Origin of the sequence: Edaphobacter flagellatus (assembly GCF_025264665.1) — a bacterium.
GTDB classification, from domain to species: Bacteria; Acidobacteriota; Terriglobia; order Terriglobales; family Acidobacteriaceae; genus Edaphobacter; species Edaphobacter flagellatus.
In genome coordinates, this window is the sequence record NZ_CP073697.1 from 738,240 (window position 1) to 754,991 (window position 16,752).

Below are 16,752 nucleotides of genomic sequence, written 5' to 3' on the forward strand. Positions count from 1 at the left end.
TGGATGCCCGAGCGTTATGAGTACCCAGCGACTGAGTTCGATGAGCCGAAGAAAAAAACCGGTGCAGCGAGCCGTCATCGTTACTTTCCTCTGCTGCTCGCTATCTCGGCCTTCGTCGCGCTGGCCGATCACCTGTCGAAAAAGTTCATCGTCCACCACTTGCCCACAGGACGAGCTCATACCGTCATCCCCGGTCTGCTACGCATCACACACGTGCTGAACACCGGCGCCGCCTTCAGCTTCCTTGCCGACTCGGCATCACCGGACCTTGTTCTCAAGGGGCTGATCCTCTTCTCAGCTGCCGCCGTTATCATCGTGGGCGTTCTGCTGCTGCGTTCCTGTGATTCGCTTTCACTGACGTCGATCGCGCTGGCACTGATCCTCGGCGGAGCTATCGGGAACCTCTACGATCGCATCGTCTACCACTATGTCATCGATTTCATTGAAGTCCATATCTTCCACTACCACTGGCCCGACTTCAATTTTGCAGACTCAGCCATCGTTATTGGGGCGTGCCTACTGATGATTGAGATCTTTCGACCGCAGCCGGAGGCTGACGCTTCCGCCTAGCCCGAGATGAGTAGTTGCTTGCGAATCGTTCGTTCAACGCCCAAGCCGTGAAGCAGAAAAGCGAAAGACAACGCCTGCACTGATGCGCGCATTACGCTGGTGTCCGTTCGTGTTGTTGGGAAGATGCGTGATCAAGTATTCGGCCTCGGCAGGCTTGAATGAGAGCCACTTGTTAACTCCGATCTCTAATCCGCCTCCTGGAGCGAAGGCAAAGGAGCTTGCGGCCCCTGTAGACTGCGTATCCTCTCGCGGAACATAGGTATCGAAGCTATGGACTCCTCCGACCAGGAACTGGCCATAGGTTGTCAGCCGTCGCATCGTGCGAAAAGAGTAACGCGCTCCTCCCATATAGGTGACGAGACTTAACCCCTGTTGGGATTGAGGAATCAGCGCGTTCCGGTTACCGGAAACTTTGCCCACCGCAGAGATATTCCTCCATACGTGAAACAGAGCGCTGCCACTGCCACCATTCAGGAGAAAACATCCACAGGTTCCCGGAGGAGCATTGCCGATCATTGCGGTGTAATCGACTGAAAGAGCAATAGGGTAGTTTCTTGATACGGTTGGTCCCAAATCGCTGGCTGTCGTTGGAGAAGCCTGCCCCGAAGCAGCCACTGTCCATCCCAAAAGTGCTACCGATAACAACAATGTCAATCTCATCCGCACGAACATGTTCCTTTTAAGCTTTATTGAACGACCAGTGTGACCGTCGTGGTGTGCTGCACAGTCGCGTTGATGGAATTCGTACCTGTAGCCGTCACCGTGATGGTGTAAGTTTTCTGCGATTGCGGGAAGAAGCCTCCGTCACCGCAGCCAGCCAGACCGAGGACGGCACCACTTGCAAGGAGCACAAACGCTATAGCAAGCAGCCTCTTCGAGACCATTGCGCGGACTTGCTTGCGGCGCAACAAAGGCAATAAGAAGAACACCGCGCTAAAAGAGACCTGAGGCCAACGAGCAGACGACGATGTCGTGTTTGCGGCAGCGACATTTGAAGTTTGGATCGCCAGACTGAAAGAGGTTGGTGTGCTGCCGAGCGTGAGGGATGCAGGGCTGAATACCGCTGTTGCTCCTGCCGGCAAGCCTGATGCGGTCAATGTGATGGGAGAAGTAAACGGTCCTCCCTGCGACTGTACGGTGAAGTTGTAAGTCGCCGCTTGACCAGGATTGACGGATACGGATGCTACACCGCTGGCACTGAAGGTGAAGTCCGGTGCGGGGCCAACGCTTTCAAGCGCCGCGCTAGAGCTGCTGCCGGTGAAGTTTGCATCCCCGCCGTAGACGGCCGTGATGCTGTGGTTCCCCGCAGCAAACGAGCTCGATGTAAAGATGGCAGAGCCTGCAGCGTTGACGGCAGTCGTAGCTAACAGTGTGGTTCCGTCGTAGAAGACGACATTACCGGTCGGAGTCCCCGTTGTCGTTGAAGCTACTTTTGCCGTGAGTGTGACAGGAGCGCCCAGGTACGGTGCTATGTTGGACGAGCTGAGCGTGATCGCGCTGGCCGCCTTTCCGATCGAGAGATTGCCCGATGATGAAGCAAGACTGACGGTATAGTTGCCAGCCGCGGAACCTGTGAGCGCTACAGTGATGGGATACTGGCCGACCGTCGATGTCTGTGTCGCCGAAGTGCTAAAAACGGCTGCAACGTTATTGGTATCCCTGGGTAAGACGCCGGTGAGCGTTCCCGTAATGACAGGGATGGATTGGCCATACAATATCGTCACGCTTGAAGCCGTTGCTGTAACCGGGAGCGGGGTAACCGTAAGCACAAAGACGCTGCTGGTAATAGCTGGATTCTGACCGTCGCCAGCATAAGCCACAGTCAGATTATGAGTTCCTGCAGATAACGCCGAAACATCGATCGTCGCAACGTTCGATGTGAGTGCCGCGGTAGCAACCGGGGTTGAGCCCGCACCGTCTATCAGACTGACATTGCCAGTCGCGATTTGATTGCTGTTCGTAAAGATGGCGGTTAGCGTTCCGCTGGCGTAAGCGACACTGGGTGCGCCAGTCAGCGTAAGCGATTCTCCGGGGAGAACTACCCCTCCGCCCGTGCCTGGAGGAACTCCGGCAATGGTCCGAATGGTGCCATCGACCCCGACTCCACGGACGAGGTTATTGTTGGTGTCCGACAGAGCAAAGACTCCCGGAGACTGCACTGCGGGTGTCCGAGGTGTGTCGAGGGTTGCATTGATTGCGGGACCGCCATCTCCGGCATATCCCTGCGATCCGTTTCCAGCAACAGTTGAAATTGTTCCTGTATTCGCAATAAAGCGGATGCGGTTGTTGTCACTATCCGCAACATAAATGTTGCCCTGCGCATCGACGCTGAGACCTCTTGGGCGAGCAAGAGAAGAAGCGGTTGCCGCTCCACCATCACCCGCATAGGCTTTGCTGCTGTTTCCGGCCAACGTCGTAATAGTGCCGGAGGTGTTTACGACTCGTACCCGCTGATTGTGAGTGTCGCCGATGTAGAGATTGCCGGCGGCATCGATCGCAACACCATTTGGAGAGTCGAGCCCCGCTGCCGTTGCAGCCGCGTTGTCGCCAGAAAAGAATTGCTCTCCATTTCCTGCAACAGTCGTAATCGTAGTTCCGCTGATCCGTCGGATGCGATGGTTGTCGGTATCCGCAATATAAAGGTTGCCGCTTGCATCGAGCGCGAGCGCGGTGGGATTACTCAACGTTGCTGAAGTGCCCGAGCCGCCATCACCGGAAAATCCCGCTATACCTGTCCCCGCAATCGTGGTGATCGTGCCGCCACTCACTTTTCGGATGCGCTGGTTATGAGTATCTGCAATGTAAATATTGCCAGACGGATCGATAGCGACTCCTGCGGGAGAGTCGAGCGATGCACTTGTCGCTGCGCCTCCATCGCCGGAAAATCCCTGCTCCCCCGTACCGGCAACCGTGGTGATAACACCGGCAACATTCACCTTACGGATGACGTTATTGTTGAGATCGGCAATGTAGAGATTGCCGGCAGCGTCATAAGCGACTTGTGCCGGAGCAGCCAATGGTGCCGTTATTGCCTGCACATTGCTAATGGGACTGCCTTGCGCGTAAACACGCGAGCTTGCAAACAGGGCTGCAAAAGTAGCTAGCCCAATTGCCAGCCAATGAAGCTTCAATCGAATTCGAGATTGCATCGAGCTCATTCCGTTATCCGCATAAAGTGCTGTCGTACACAGTCAAAAACCAGCCAGCAACTATTGCTTGTTATGGCAGTTGGAACGGAGCGGACGCTTTGAGCGGCGTTCCTGATGCACTAATGCCAATCGTGGACGGTGAGGTCGGAGTCAAAAGCCAGCCGCTCACCGTACCACTCGACGCCATGCATGTTGGATTTTCGATGCTGGCAGATGTGAAAGAAACTGACGTACTGATCCCGCCGGAGTTCGGGTTCGCCATGGTGTAAAGCGAATTCGCTGCTGTCGAGTAAATCACCCTCTTCCCTACAATCAGCCGGCCGCCAGCACCACCCTTTGCGTCGTTAAGATAAGCCGACCCAGTGCAGCCTGGCCCAGTCCAATAGATTTGCGGAGTTGGAAAGGATCCATCGGCACCAAGCTGGAATACATACCCGGAGTTTTCTACGGTGAAATTGAAAACGTTGTCGAATGACACCAGATAACCCAAAGTATTGCTATTGGCGTCTTTCAAGACCGCTCCGCCTGCGCCGGCCGGCCCAGCGGGACCGACTGGACCTTGCGGGCCGGTTGGGCCAGAAGGTCCCATAGGACCAATAGATCCGGTGGCTCCTGTTGCTCCTGTCGGACCAGCAGGACCGGTTGCACCTGTCAGGCCTTGAATTCCTTGTGGACCTTGAATACCTTGCGGGCCGGTTGCTCCCGTAGCTCCTGCACTACCAGCAGCCGCCAAAACCGTCCATACGGTGGGGTCAGAGCCTGGAGAAACATTGAAGTTCCCTGAAATCGCAATATAGCTGGAACCGTTATAGGAGACAGCATCATTGATGTTATAGATCGTGGAACTACTCCAGGTATTCCGATAGTTGATCCCGGCGCCCGCGACACCTTGAATGCCTTGCGGACCGGCAGGACCTATGGGTCCCTGAATACCTTGCGGGCCGGTCGCACCTGTTGCTCCCGTAGCTCCTGCACTTCCAGCGGCCGCCAAAACCGTCCATACGGTAGGATCAGAGCCCGGAGAAACATTGAAGTTTCCTGCAATTGCAATATAGCTGGAACCGTTATAGGAGACAGCATCGTTGATGTTATAGATCGTGGAACTACTCCAGGTATTCCGATAGTTGATTCCGGATCCAGCAGGACCAGTAGCTCCGACTGGACCTTGTGGGCCCACCGGTCCAACCGGACCCTGTGGACCAGTGGCTCCCACCGGACCTTGAATGCCTTGGATACCTTGTGGGCCAATAGGACCGGGGGCTCCAACTGGGCCAATCGGTCCTTGCGGTCCCTGCGACACGATCGTTACATCAAGACGTGCCGAATGCCCGGTCTCGTCATTCTCCTTGCTATCAAGAAGCACATTGGCCCCGCTGGACGTCAGTGCCAATCCAAAATTGGTGCCTGATGTAAGCCACGACTGAACCTGCGCGGTTACGTCGATAGAGACGAACTGCCCTGCAACAGCCACAGGGAGACTGCCAATCGAGCTGCCAACTGCAGGAGCGTTCGCAGAGGTGACGCTGTACTCTCCCCAGGACGCTGTCACAGGCGAAACAGTAATTGAGCCTGCTGTATTAACACGGTTCACAAAAACGGTTAGTGTTGCACGGGCTATCTGCGCCGAGGTCGTACCCGCAGGCAGCGCCGACAGATCAAATTGCAGGAAGGCTGTGTTGCCATTTCCAACATAGAGATTGGAAAGAGTCCCGTAATTGATCGACGCATGGGCTGTGTTCACATGGGCATCACCGCTCAACGGCACATCCGAGGCAGAGGCTTCATGAATACCGAGAAGAACCATACCAAGGCAAAGAACCACTCGCACGAACCCGAATCGATTCAAAACGCACACTCCTAACATAGACACATATGTGGATAACAACGAATGAACGGTTATCACTCACTGAAACTTAGTAATACTTCGTAGAAAATCAGCACACACAACTAAGAGACCATTCAACTGCTCTGCGAGTGCAATGTTGCGCTGGGTGATTCTATAAGAGACCGGGATTTCGAATTAATACATCTTTTGGGGTATATCTTCTGCGCACTACAGGGGAACTTCCACAAGTCTTATCGAATGATCTCGTTCACTTTTGAGAGGCTTGCCTTATGCCGATATGAGCCCAAGCCAATGTCGTGTTACAGGAATACGGCTGAGCACAAATCTCTCCGCTAGCAGCGTAAGAATCAGCGAGATCATTAACGCGGGAAGATAAAGAGCGAGCGCAAGAACTACAGCGATCAGAGCAAAACTCCATCGCGGACGAGCAAGAGCAATAGGGGCTCCCAACACTCCGACCTGTCTCCGTTTCCACCACATCACCGCCGCGCTTATGCAGAGGAGAACGAGCCCCATGGCAGTAGCCAGCCCTAAAAGCTGATTCGCAAGTCCAAAGAGCTGGCCTTCGTGCGCTGCCACACCGATTCCCACCATCCGATCGAGAAGCAGGCGCTGATTAAAATTTTGCCGACTCACGATTGCTCCCGTGCTCGGATTGGCTTGGATGACATCGCGTAAGGTTCGATTCTGCGCGTCAGATTTAATTGTCCATGTACCGCCGGGCTTCATCGCAGGCATGATCTCGACCGGCGAGGCAAGATGCAGCGACTCGGCAACCGGAACCAGACGATTGAAGGGCGTGTACGCATCGGGCGAGGTCATGTGGTGCATTATGTGCCCCATGTGACCGGAGTGTTCCATAGCTGTCATGTCATCCATGATGTTGAGGCTGTTCGTGTTCATGGCGGCTCGATCCGCGAGTTCTCCGGCCCGGCTCGTGTTCCAATCCTGACGTGCGACAGAAGTACCTGTGATCTGACGAATCTTCTTGAAGCACCCTCCCCAGCCTTTTGCCCACGGTAAGCCGGTCAGGATGAGGAACAGGGCGAAGGCCGACACCCAAACGCCGGTCACGGCGTGAAGATCGCGCCAGAGGATGCGCTGCCCCTTGCTTGTGCGCACCCAAAGAACTCCTGCAAGCCTTTCCGTTTGTCGCGGCCACCAGAGGTAAAGACCGGTGAGTAGAAGCACGATCGCCCAGGAAGCAGCCAGTTCGACCAGATAGGATCCCCATCTTCCGGCAAGCAGCTCGCCATGCAGATAGAAGAGGATGCGCATGGGACGCTTGTCTTCGTTCACGACGTTGAGGATCGCCAAGGTTTGAGGATGTACATACACCCGATATTCCTGCTTCCCGACGCCAACGATGACACGCACGGCAGCATTCGCGCTCGGCGGAAGTTCATAGTAATGCAAGCTGGAATCGGCAACAGCAGCGACGGCCGCCTTCGCGATGGCCTCCGGCGTTGCTCGTGAGCCGGCCATATGAAGATGGTCATAAGGCCTATCAAAGTACCGTTCGATCTGAGGCTTGAAGAGATAGATCGATCCCGTGCATGCCAGCCAAATAACAAGGGGGATGCAGAAGATTCCGGCATAGAAGTGCCACCGCCAGATTGTGCGATACAGGCGTCGGCTCTGTTCCTGTTTCGTAGAATTCACGTGTGAAGCCATGTGTTTCTCCATTCAAGATTTCGGTAATTCAGTGTTGCTGCTCTGCGGCGCGGTGCAAGCCGCAGAGCAGCATTTGGTCAGAACCGCACCCGCACGCCGCCATAGGAGGCGCGTGGTGTGCCAGCGTAAATTGATCCAGTAGTGGTGGCCAAAACCGCTGCGCCATTTTGCTGGCCCATACTGTTCAGACTGTTCGTGATATTTCCCGCGGAGGCGATGTAAGTCTTGTCCGCGAGATTCTGCATGTCGAAAAAGAACCTGAGACGAGAGAGGGCTCCGTGTCCTGCGGGAGGGTCGTAGTGCGTGCTCAGGTTGAGTAACGTATAACCTGCCGCAGAAAGCAGGTTTGCATTGTCCAATGAGTATGCATCTCTCCAGTTCGTTTCCAGATACCCACCAAAACCACGCAGTTTACCGTGCGGTTGATCGTAGACAATGCGTCCATTTAGAAAGTGTGGCTGCACACCCGGAATACGATTGCCGTTACGGGAGAAGCTGTTGCTGAAGCTTCCCGTAGTGATCTGCTCGGTGTAGTTGGTATATATCTGATTGTCATACGTGTAGGAAGCGCGGAGACGCAGACCGGAAAGTGCGACAGGCATCGGGTGCCAATCCACGCTTGCCTGAACGCCGCGATGGGCGGATGCCGGTGCATTGAAGGTGAAGCTCTGAAGGTTCACCCCGGGAGACTGCGTCACCTGTTCGTTGTGGAACCATTCGTAGAACAGAGCCGCGGAAAGTTGCAGTCTAGAGCTAAGCGACCAATCGGCACCGCCATCCACACCGATGTTGCGCTGTGTTTTGAGCGTGGTGTTATTGCCGAACTGCCCCTGTGCATTTGTAAAGAGTTGGGTGGCCTGGGGTGTTCCATATCCCATACCCAACCGGGCATGAATGCGCCAGACATGATCGGGATGAAACTGAACACCCACTTCTGGAGCAACGTTGAAGAAGGTGCGGTTTGCTGGAACCGGAGAGATGGTCGGTGTTCCCCCGACTGGATACGTGAAGTTGTTGGCGATGGCGCTCAGGCTGGTATATTCAGCGCCGAGACCGGCGACGAGCGTCCACCTCTCCGCAAGCGCCATCTCCTCACGAAGATGAAATCCGGTGTTGAGATGGCTTCCGACAACGGTCTGCGTCGCTCCACCGAGTGTGGCTCCTCCACCCGGCATGAGGTTGGAGCTTTGTGAGTTGATGTTTTCATAATTGAAGAAGCCGCCCGCAAGTGTGGTGGATTGTCGCCCAGCGGTCAGTCCATGACGAAGCACATTGCTTGCGACATTGAAGGATGGCAGTGTTCCTCGATAGGCGGAGGCACTGGTCGGCTGATTAGCATCACGGTTGTCCCAAACAAATTGTGTCTGCCATGTGGTGTTTGCCGTGAGGTCATGCTCGTACCGCGCGCCGACGATCGTACGACGGTCATGGCGATTGAGTCCGGCCTGTGCGGCACCCAATGACACTCTCGTACCGTTGTATCCGTTCGCATACACGCTGACACTGCCGCAGCCATTTGTCGCAAAGGCCGCGCTGTAGGTTTGGCAGTCCAGCTGATATGGGTTCAGACGGTATTGAGCCAGCGATAGTCGAATGGACAGGTTTGTGTCGAGATCGTTGTTGATGAACTTGAAGGTCATCCGATCACGAGGCGTCGCTGCAAAGGTTGCGAGGATGTTAGCCGTGACCGTGTTGTATTGATTATTGACCGTGGCCTGGTCAGCTCGGACATTGCTCACAAAGGCCGAAAGTTGATAGCGCTCATTCCCGACGCCATAGGCGATGTAGTCGTTGTAGTATCCAAAGCTGCCAAAGTCAGCGCCAATTTCTACGCCCTGAATCTCGCTGCCGCTCCGTGTGTGGAAGTTAATTGCACCGCCGGACGCATAGTTCCCATACAGCGCTGATGATGGACCTTCGACAACGTCAATGCTGCTATAGGCGTGCGGGTCTGTGAGATCGGTTCGCGCCAAGCCGTCGGGCTGCGTCACGGGAAACCCGTCCTCAAAGACCTGAACGTTGCGAACTCCGTACGTCTGTCGCGTGCTTGACCCACGCACCGAGACAGCTACATCACGCGGACCATTACCTTGTACGAAGGTTACTCCGGGCACCAGGCTGATAACATCGGCGATGGTTGTTGCCGGAGAGTTCTTGAAGTCCTCACGACTTACCTGAGCTTGTGTCTGACTAACGGGTGTTTCTGTCGCCAATCCCGCCTGAGCTTCAACGGTGACACTTTGCGTGAGTGTGGAGACCAGCATTTTGAACGTCAATGCGACACTGGTACCGGCCACTATGGTTACGCGTTGCCGCGTCTCCTGGAAGCCTTCATGTGTGATCACAATTTCGTAGCTACCAGAAGATAGCTGGCGAAGAGCGAAATGGCCTTGTTGATCTGTTGTCGCTCTTTGTTGAGTTCCTTGAGCAGAGCGCAGTTCGATCTGTGCTCCAACGATGGCCGCGTTACCTGAGTCGATTACACTGCCGCTTAGAGCCGTAAGGGACTGCCGCTCATTCTGACCCGTAAGCTCAGCCCTCTCCTGAGCGCGAATAGAAATGGTGATCGTCAGAGCTGGCAAGACAGCAGCCAGCACGTAAGGTCGGGCAAAACTTAACATGGATTCTCCAGCGTTTTGGCGGCCTAATAGACCGCAGCCAAGGACAAAACCTCAGGCGAATTGGCTGGAAAAGGAGGACCACGTTGGCGATTAGGAGTAGCGATCTCACGGGCGTCCGTAGACCCCGACATCGCCTGAAACGCGGAATGCTGCAGTTGCAATCGGAGTTGAACAATCTCGACGGGACGAGCATGGTGATCCCCGAACAATACCGGCGCGTTGGGTACATTACAGGGACATTTCTCAGAGATGTGAGGCGCGGAGACACTGCGCCCATGAGTATCTGAGGCAACGAGCAGATGCCCCATGGAGCACTTGTGCTTCCCATGAGAACGGCAGCACGCGGGCAACGTGGCCTCATCGTCAGTACCGAGGGATTGCGCAGCAGCGATGAACGGCAGCAGGAATCCGAGCAACAGCACCAGAGCGCTGGCTCTTCTCCATGTTCTCCATCCGAGCTTTGCTACCGTTCTCAGCATCTGCGGCGCCTGCGCCTTTTCCACTGGATTCCAAGGCGAAACCCTGCAGAAGCAATCGTTGATTCACACACATATCGTCCAATGCACTTCATCGATGCAAGAGTCGACATTCTGGCTGATCACCTGGAGCCAGATACACGAGAGCTGTGCCGAACGTTAAGTTCGGATCAGCCGGGTTTGGTCGGCGAGCTAGAGGGAGAAGCTTGGAGGGCCGCGCTTCTGACGGGAGCGATCACGAGAGATGCGACGCTTCGATTCCGTCTGCGCAACCACTGCGGACTGGCCGGCCAGTCCAATAAACACCATTTGCCCCGACGGAATGCCAAAAGGGTTCGGCTGATGACCGAGCGTCAGCGCACCGGGACAATAAGGGCACTTCTCTCCGGGAGCGGTGAACTGTGGCTTACCACTCACAAGAGAGTTGCGTTCCATCATGCTCATCATGCAGTGATGCTTACCGTTCTTGCGGCAGCAAGCAGGCAGATTCGCCTCGCTCTTTGGTGTCATCGCAAAGAGCGTCGAAGCGAACGGAAGGCCAAAGATGGCCAACAGCGTGATGGCGATCAGCTTACGCAATGTCTCCATTGAAGCATTGTTATGATCTTCACCGCAATCTGACGTGCACGGCGCGCAAAAGCGAGTTAGGGAAATCGCAGAACTTGGCTTGCGTCTCGTCAAGTTTGAAAAGGACCGGGGAGAGGAAAGAATAGAAATCCCTTCGGGATTTTCACGGTCCCAGCGCTCTCGATTCAAACGATCCCTCCGATTCCAGGCGAGTAACCGATGACCCGCAGAGATGATCCGAAAGGTGACAAATTTTGTTTATGTGGCAGCATTTGCTCCCGGTCTGGGACAATCCGCAGTCGACTATCCAACCAGTTCCTCCTAACTTCCACTCACTAAGCGCATTGTTCTTTCACATTTTTGAATCTTTAGACCGACTGGTCTACTCTATTTCAGCTATGAGGTAACAGGCCTCGGAGATTTAGGAGGAACAAGCAATGTCAGCACCAAAAGGCACAGCACTGATCACAGGAGCATCCACCGGCATCGGCGCCGTTTATGCCGATCGCCTTGCAAAGCGCGGTTACGATCTGATTCTTGTTGCTCGCAACGAGGAGAGGCTCTCAGAGTCTGCCGCACGATTGAAGCCTACCGGCCGCAGAATTGAGACAATTGTGGCCGACCTGACCAACAAAGAGGACGTGCAGCGCGTAGCTGAACGCCTGAGTACTGATCCGGCGATCACGGCGCTCGTGAATAATGCCGGTTTGGGCAGCGCGCGAAAGCTTCTTGAGGAGAAGATAGATGCTCTGGAGTCGATGATCTATTTGAATGTCACCGCGTTGACGAGACTGGCCCTTGCTGCGCTGCCCGCATTTATCGCGCGCAAGAACGGTTTGCTCATCAACATTGCCTCGGTGGTGGCTCTTGCGCCGGATCTCTTGAACGGCACTTACAGTGGCACCAAGGCGTACGTCGTCAACTTTACCCTGGCGCTGAAGAACGAGTTGGAAGGCACCGGCGTGACCGTTCAGGCTGTACTGCCTGGAGCAACTGCAACGCCATTCTGGGAGAAGGCTGGCCGTCCGGTAGAGGATTTTCCGGCCGAGTTTGTGATGACGGCAGAGGATATGGTGGATGCGTCGCTTGCAGGCCTCGACCAACATGAATTGATCACCATTCCTGCTCTACCCGATGTCGCTGACTGGGAGAAATACGAAATGGCACGCAAAGCTTTAGGGCCGAATCTTTCACGCCAGAAACCGGCAGATCGTTATGGAATTCAAGACTGAAAGTACTGTTCGAATTTCCACGCAACCGGAAGCAGTTAGGAGTCTTCGATGACACCCAATTCGACACGCGAACACCTGATTGAAGTAGGGCAGAAGCTAATGCGTCGATATGGATACAATGCAACGGGGCTAAGCGACATTTTGAAGGCTGCGGATGTGCCGAAAGGTTCCTTCTATCATCATTTTGACAGCAAGGAAGATTTTGCCAAAGCAGCGTTGGATAAGTATCGCGACAGCCTCGCGGAGCGGACCGCAGCAGCTCTGAATAATTCGAAGGTCGCTCCACTGAAACGTTTAAAGGGTCTCTTCACAGATTTGATTAAAACTTCCGGTCACAGCGGACCAATCCCCGGATGCATGCTGGGCCGTTTCAGTTTAGAGATTGCTACAGATCATCCTCAGTTGAGGGAACAGCTCAGCACGGGATTTTCAAACTGGCAACGTGCAATCACGGCTGTGCTTCAACAGGCAGTTGCGCAGAAGGAACTTCCCGCAAGTACAAATCCTGAGTTATTAGCGGGTTTCGTGGTCAACAGTTGGGAGGGGGCGTTGTTGCGCTCACAGGCTGAAAAGAGCGATGCGCCTCTTCAAACATTCATGGAATACATATTCGACGTGCTCTTGAAAAAGCGCTAAAGCTTTACAGCCTGGCGAGACATAACCAGTAGCGACGCTGGAAGGAGAGCCCTACGCCAACTCGGGGTGGGTAAGAAGTCATCGCAAACCCGAAACCAACAGAATTGAACGGAAGGAGAAACATATGTCCATGATCTATCTTCATCAGACAACAACCCTCACACCCGAGCAGTACATCGCCGGGCTTACGGACTTCGGCCCGGGCCGGGCGAAGCTATTCGCAAACAGCTCCGACGAGTATCTTAAGGTGCATCAGCATAGCGAGACGCAGGCAGACGTTACGGAAGGCTCAGGCGGCATATGGGAACGTCTGCATTATGACTGGTCTGATCCCGATCATGTTGTCCTTACGACAACTGACTCCAACGTTTGGGGAGGTGCTTCCGGCCACACGTACCATTTCACACGCCGTCCTGACGGAACTACCGACATCGATGTAGTTGTCGTACGCGAGGGCAAGAACTTGAAGGGGCGTTTTCTTGGCTTTGTCCTGGGCACAATCGGCAAGAGTGTCTTGGAGAAGGCTTTTATGAATAGTGTTAAAGCCATCGAAGCATGCCACGTTGCCATGAACACACAAGGCGCCTCAGACAGAATGCCAGAATCGTTGTCGCAGGCGTAAAAGCCATCAATTCGCGATCCAAAAATCGAACGTGTGGAGGAAGTCATGAGCAGCGAACTCAATATGGATATGAAGCTCGAAGCAGTTGTCATTCCGGTTTCAGACGTCGATCGTGCGAAAGAGTTTTACTCACGACTAAGCTGGCGGCTCGATGCGGACTTCCGTTTCGAGAACGGGTTTCGCTTGATTCAGTTCACACCGCCAGGCTCAGGAGCTTCGGTTCAGTTCGGCACGAAGATTACTTCGGCTACACCGGGCTCTGCGCAGGGTCTTTATCTGGTGGTCTCGGACATCGCAGCAGCACGCAGCGAGCTTGCTGCCCGTGGTGTTGAAATCAGCGAAGTGTTTCATCCGGAAGCGCCGGGTGCACAATTCCGAGCTGGGCAAACCGATGCACGCATTGCTGGTGCTGCACCAAATAGAGCAAGCTATGGATCGTTTGCAACATTCAACGATCCAGACGGCAATACCTGGTTATTGCAGGAAGTCACAAATCGGCTTCCGGGACGTATCACCAGCGAGACGAGTTATAAGTCGGCAGACGATCTGACCCAGGCACTTATTCGTGCAGCAAAAGCACATGGACAGCACGAACAAAGAATTGGACAAGCCGACCCTGAGTGGCCTGTCTGGTACGCCGAGTATATGATCCGAGAGCAAGCGGGTAAGGAATTGCCTCGGTAAATTGACGATTTTGCGTTCATAACATGCGGTAGTGGCAATAAATCTAGCGAGGAGGAATGACAATGCATCCATTACGAAAATTACGGGAAGCGGGGAAGCCTACAGCCGCTGAGATTAGCGAACTGCTCGCAGAAAACGTCGTATTCAACAGCCCAATACTGGCCCGGTCGATCCAGGGACGTGAAGCCTGCGCGGCGATTTTCGCGCAGTCTAGTTCTACGCGCGGTTCCGGCACCTATATCGCTGAGGTCAAGCTCGATGAGCGCACCACCTTCTTGCGTTGGGTGGGGACGATGGATGGTCACAAGTTCGAGAGCTTGGAGGTCGTTGTAGACAACGAGCAAGGGCTGATTGTTGAGCGCACAATTGCTCTCCGGCCGTATCCAGCTCTAAAGCTATTCCGAGATGCCATGTATGCATCGCTCAAGGACAAACTGCCGCATGATGTTTGGGACTACCCAACGTCCTAGTGTTCCGGTCACAAATGGTTCAAATCGGGCTGACATATCCCTCGATCGAAAACGGACCGCAAGCGATGCGTGTCCTCCTCATACCGGCGCTCTTCTTGCTCGGCTTGCCCCGTGCGACGCCGGAGATACGCAAGGATGCTGGGGCAGATCGGAGTTCCTTAGCGTTCGGTATGGGCACTTCTTTGCTAAACGGATTTCAGGCAAGCTATTGCGGGCGATTTCTGCGACCAAACGCGAGGCCCTTGAGTCTTGAGGGCAGCAAAAAAGGTGCCGGAAACTCTTAGCACCCTCGCGGGTCACAACTGATCTTGTCACTATGCCATAACCGGTTTATTTTCTTTGGTTTATGGCGGAGGCGACGGGGCTCGAACCCGCGACCTCTGCCGTGACAGCTAAGCCGGATCGCGTAACTTATTGAAACGAGGCGTAGCGGATGGCTCCTTGAGCGCCTTATTGGACCCTCGGCAACGGTTATTGGACCCTTAGCGGACCCACGACCTTTGCCCTCCAAACCTCTGCCTCAACTCCATATTTTGAGCTGAAACCTGAACGTACTTAGCGAAGAAACGGCGGCAATCCTCTTTCGCTGCAAGGCAAAGGACTCGGGTCCGATAGAGAATGGCGGGGTGGTAGGGTCACCACCCTTGAAGCAATGGGCTTTGTTCGCGGTCTTGGTGGTTGACTGCGGTGCCTACTTCGCTTTTTCGCTTCGCAGCGAACTCCTGCGCCTTCCCTCACTGCTGTGAACGGCGTTTCTCATTACCATTCAATGTCTCGCTGATGAAGACGCGCTCAATGAGTGCATTGGCCTGAAGTCACCAATTGAGAATGCGTTGAGGCGAATCGCTGGCGATAAGCCGACTTCTAGGTAGTTGTCGCACACCTCTGTTCCGCGGACACTTTCGTAGAGCTTAGCCGAGTCACATCCCATTCCGTTCTTGAAAACGATACCGGTCTCTCGATCACTTCGAATCGAGCCTCAGAATTTAGTCTCAGGCTATCCGCCTCCGTTTGAAAAATCTCAGACTGAGAGGCTTTCTTTAGCGAAGCGATGCATTACATTTCTCGCGAAGCCCATTCACAGAAGACATCGAGCGCCCAGAAGTCGGGCTGTCCCCGCCGTGATAGAACGTCTCGCATAGTCGCTGCAAAGGATAGGTAGTGCGTCGCTCCCCAGTCCACCGAGAGGCCGTAAGAGCTAAGGGTCTTTTTCACTCGGTGATTGAAGACCGGCCATCGGTTACGGTCCGACACGGTCAAAATTTTTGATATGAGGTTCGTCCCAAGACCGCGCACATGGTGCAAGCCATCGACGGCGAGGATTTGTTCGAGTGTCTCCTCTTGGAGAGAGCCTGCGGTAAGGAGCTTGAGGGTTAGCCTTAACTTCGGGGTCTCAGCCGACATCGTTTTGTAGCTTTGTCGAATCCGGCCGAACTCCACAATACCGTAAAAGTACTCCCAATTCGCTTTGTTAAAGCCAAAGTTCGGCATGTCCAATGCCGTTCGAATTTCACGGGCACCGTTGATTCGATCTTTAAGACTCTCCACACCCTCAGAGGTGGCTAGGTGCCGGTCCATGTCTTTGAGGAAGTCCGTGATGTTCCAAGGCGGGAGCGGGCGGGATCGCCGCTCACTCAGAGACTTGTTCAGCAGTAGGCGAAGGCGCGCTTCGGCCCTTTTCGCTTTTCGAAATCCCTGGTGGGCGGCTGCATGCACGATTTCGTATTCTTCAATGATGTTGTGTGTCAGTGGCGATCGAGCGAGGCCGCTGATCCACAAAGTCAGCTCATTTATGTGGGCCTCTTCGTCTACGAGAACACCGCACTCGACGTTCGTCCCCAATCCACCGCCCGTTAGGTTCCCGGAGCCGACAATCGCGAATCGATCGCCGTGCGGACTCTCCACGAGAATAACTTTTGGATGAAAGACGGGATCCGTTGGAGCAACTTCAACGCGAAAGCGATATGGTTCCTGCGCCTGAAGCTCTAGCCAATCGTACAAGAGGGACGGGTCGGTGATCGCAAAGTTCAAGCCAACGACGATGTTGATCTGCGCTGCGCCTCCCAATAGAGGCTCCTTGATGTTCTTCCAGCCACTGCGTTTTGCAAAGGCCATCACCAGTGTGACGACGGAGGCATGGTGAAGCGAATCTAAGAGCTGAAAGTCTTTGCTAGCGCCAATGATCATGTTGGCCATCGACATCCT

At 54.5% G+C, this 16,752-nt stretch carries 13 protein-coding genes; 6 read left to right on the top strand and 7 right to left on the bottom strand.

All coding sequences use genetic code 11. The annotated features are described in order from the left end of the window. The first annotated feature begins 3 nt into the window (after positions 1-3). Positions 4-570: a signal peptidase II gene (lspA, locus tag KFE13_RS02925; RefSeq protein ID WP_260705646.1), complete on the top strand. Its 567-nt coding sequence runs from the start codon at positions 4-6 to the stop codon at positions 568-570. 33 nt (positions 571-603) lie between these two features. On the opposite strand, the gene KFE13_RS02930 is transcribed toward lspA, so the two are convergent. From KFE13_RS02930 to KFE13_RS02955, 6 genes are all read right to left on the bottom strand, one after another. Next, on the bottom strand, positions 604-1,230 hold the full coding sequence (locus KFE13_RS02930; protein WP_260705648.1) for a hypothetical protein: 627 nt from the start codon (positions 1,228-1,230) through the stop codon (positions 604-606). Between the two features lie 26 nt (positions 1,231-1,256). Beyond that, positions 1,257-3,719: an NHL domain-containing protein gene (locus KFE13_RS02935; RefSeq protein WP_260705650.1), complete on the bottom strand. Its 2,463-nt coding sequence runs from the start codon at positions 3,717-3,719 to the stop codon at positions 1,257-1,259. A gap of 70 nt (positions 3,720-3,789) precedes the next feature. Continuing rightward, positions 3,790-5,565: a DNRLRE domain-containing protein gene (locus KFE13_RS18575; RefSeq protein WP_313900675.1), complete on the bottom strand. Its 1,776-nt coding sequence runs from the start codon at positions 5,563-5,565 to the stop codon at positions 3,790-3,792. A gap of 267 nt (positions 5,566-5,832) precedes the next feature. Further along, positions 5,833-7,239: a PepSY-associated TM helix domain-containing protein gene (locus tag KFE13_RS02945; RefSeq protein ID WP_260705651.1), complete on the bottom strand. Its 1,407-nt coding sequence runs from the start codon at positions 7,237-7,239 to the stop codon at positions 5,833-5,835. Positions 7,240-7,316: 77 nt separating this feature from the next. Beyond that, positions 7,317-9,860, bottom strand: a complete 2,544-nt coding sequence (locus tag KFE13_RS02950) for a TonB-dependent receptor (RefSeq protein WP_260705652.1) — start codon at positions 9,858-9,860, stop codon at positions 7,317-7,319. Between the two features lie 668 nt (positions 9,861-10,528). Continuing rightward, complete coding sequence (locus KFE13_RS02955; RefSeq protein WP_260705653.1) at positions 10,529-10,924, bottom strand: hypothetical protein; 396 nt, start codon at positions 10,922-10,924, stop codon at positions 10,529-10,531. A 416-nt stretch (positions 10,925-11,340) separates the two neighbouring features. On the opposite strand from KFE13_RS02955, the gene KFE13_RS02960 reads away from it, so the two are divergent. The 5 genes from KFE13_RS02960 to KFE13_RS02980 all read left to right on the top strand — a co-directional run bounded on the left by KFE13_RS02960 (position 11,341) and on the right by KFE13_RS02980 (position 14,547). Then, positions 11,341-12,135: an SDR family NAD(P)-dependent oxidoreductase gene (locus KFE13_RS02960; RefSeq protein ID WP_260705654.1), complete on the top strand. Its 795-nt coding sequence runs from the start codon at positions 11,341-11,343 to the stop codon at positions 12,133-12,135. 48 nt (positions 12,136-12,183) lie between these two features. Next, the gene (locus KFE13_RS02965; RefSeq protein ID WP_260705655.1) at positions 12,184-12,771 is read left to right on the top strand and encodes a TetR/AcrR family transcriptional regulator; all 588 of its coding nucleotides are present in this window, start codon (positions 12,184-12,186) and stop codon (positions 12,769-12,771) included. A gap of 124 nt (positions 12,772-12,895) precedes the next feature. Further along, positions 12,896-13,393, top strand: a complete 498-nt coding sequence (locus KFE13_RS02970) for a hypothetical protein (RefSeq protein WP_260705656.1) — start codon at positions 12,896-12,898, stop codon at positions 13,391-13,393. Between the two features lie 45 nt (positions 13,394-13,438). Further along, on the top strand, positions 13,439-14,077 hold the full coding sequence (locus tag KFE13_RS02975; protein ID WP_260705657.1) for a VOC family protein: 639 nt from the start codon (positions 13,439-13,441) through the stop codon (positions 14,075-14,077). 62 nt (positions 14,078-14,139) lie between these two features. Further along, the gene (locus KFE13_RS02980) at positions 14,140-14,547 is read left to right on the top strand and encodes a nuclear transport factor 2-like protein (protein ID WP_260705659.1); all 408 of its coding nucleotides are present in this window, start codon (positions 14,140-14,142) and stop codon (positions 14,545-14,547) included. A 1,056-nt stretch (positions 14,548-15,603) separates the two neighbouring features. Here the strand turns inward: KFE13_RS02980 and KFE13_RS02985 are convergent. Next, complete coding sequence (locus KFE13_RS02985; RefSeq protein WP_260705660.1) at positions 15,604-16,743, bottom strand: phospholipase D-like domain-containing protein; 1,140 nt, start codon at positions 16,741-16,743, stop codon at positions 15,604-15,606. Positions 16,744-16,752: the final 9 nt, after the last annotated feature.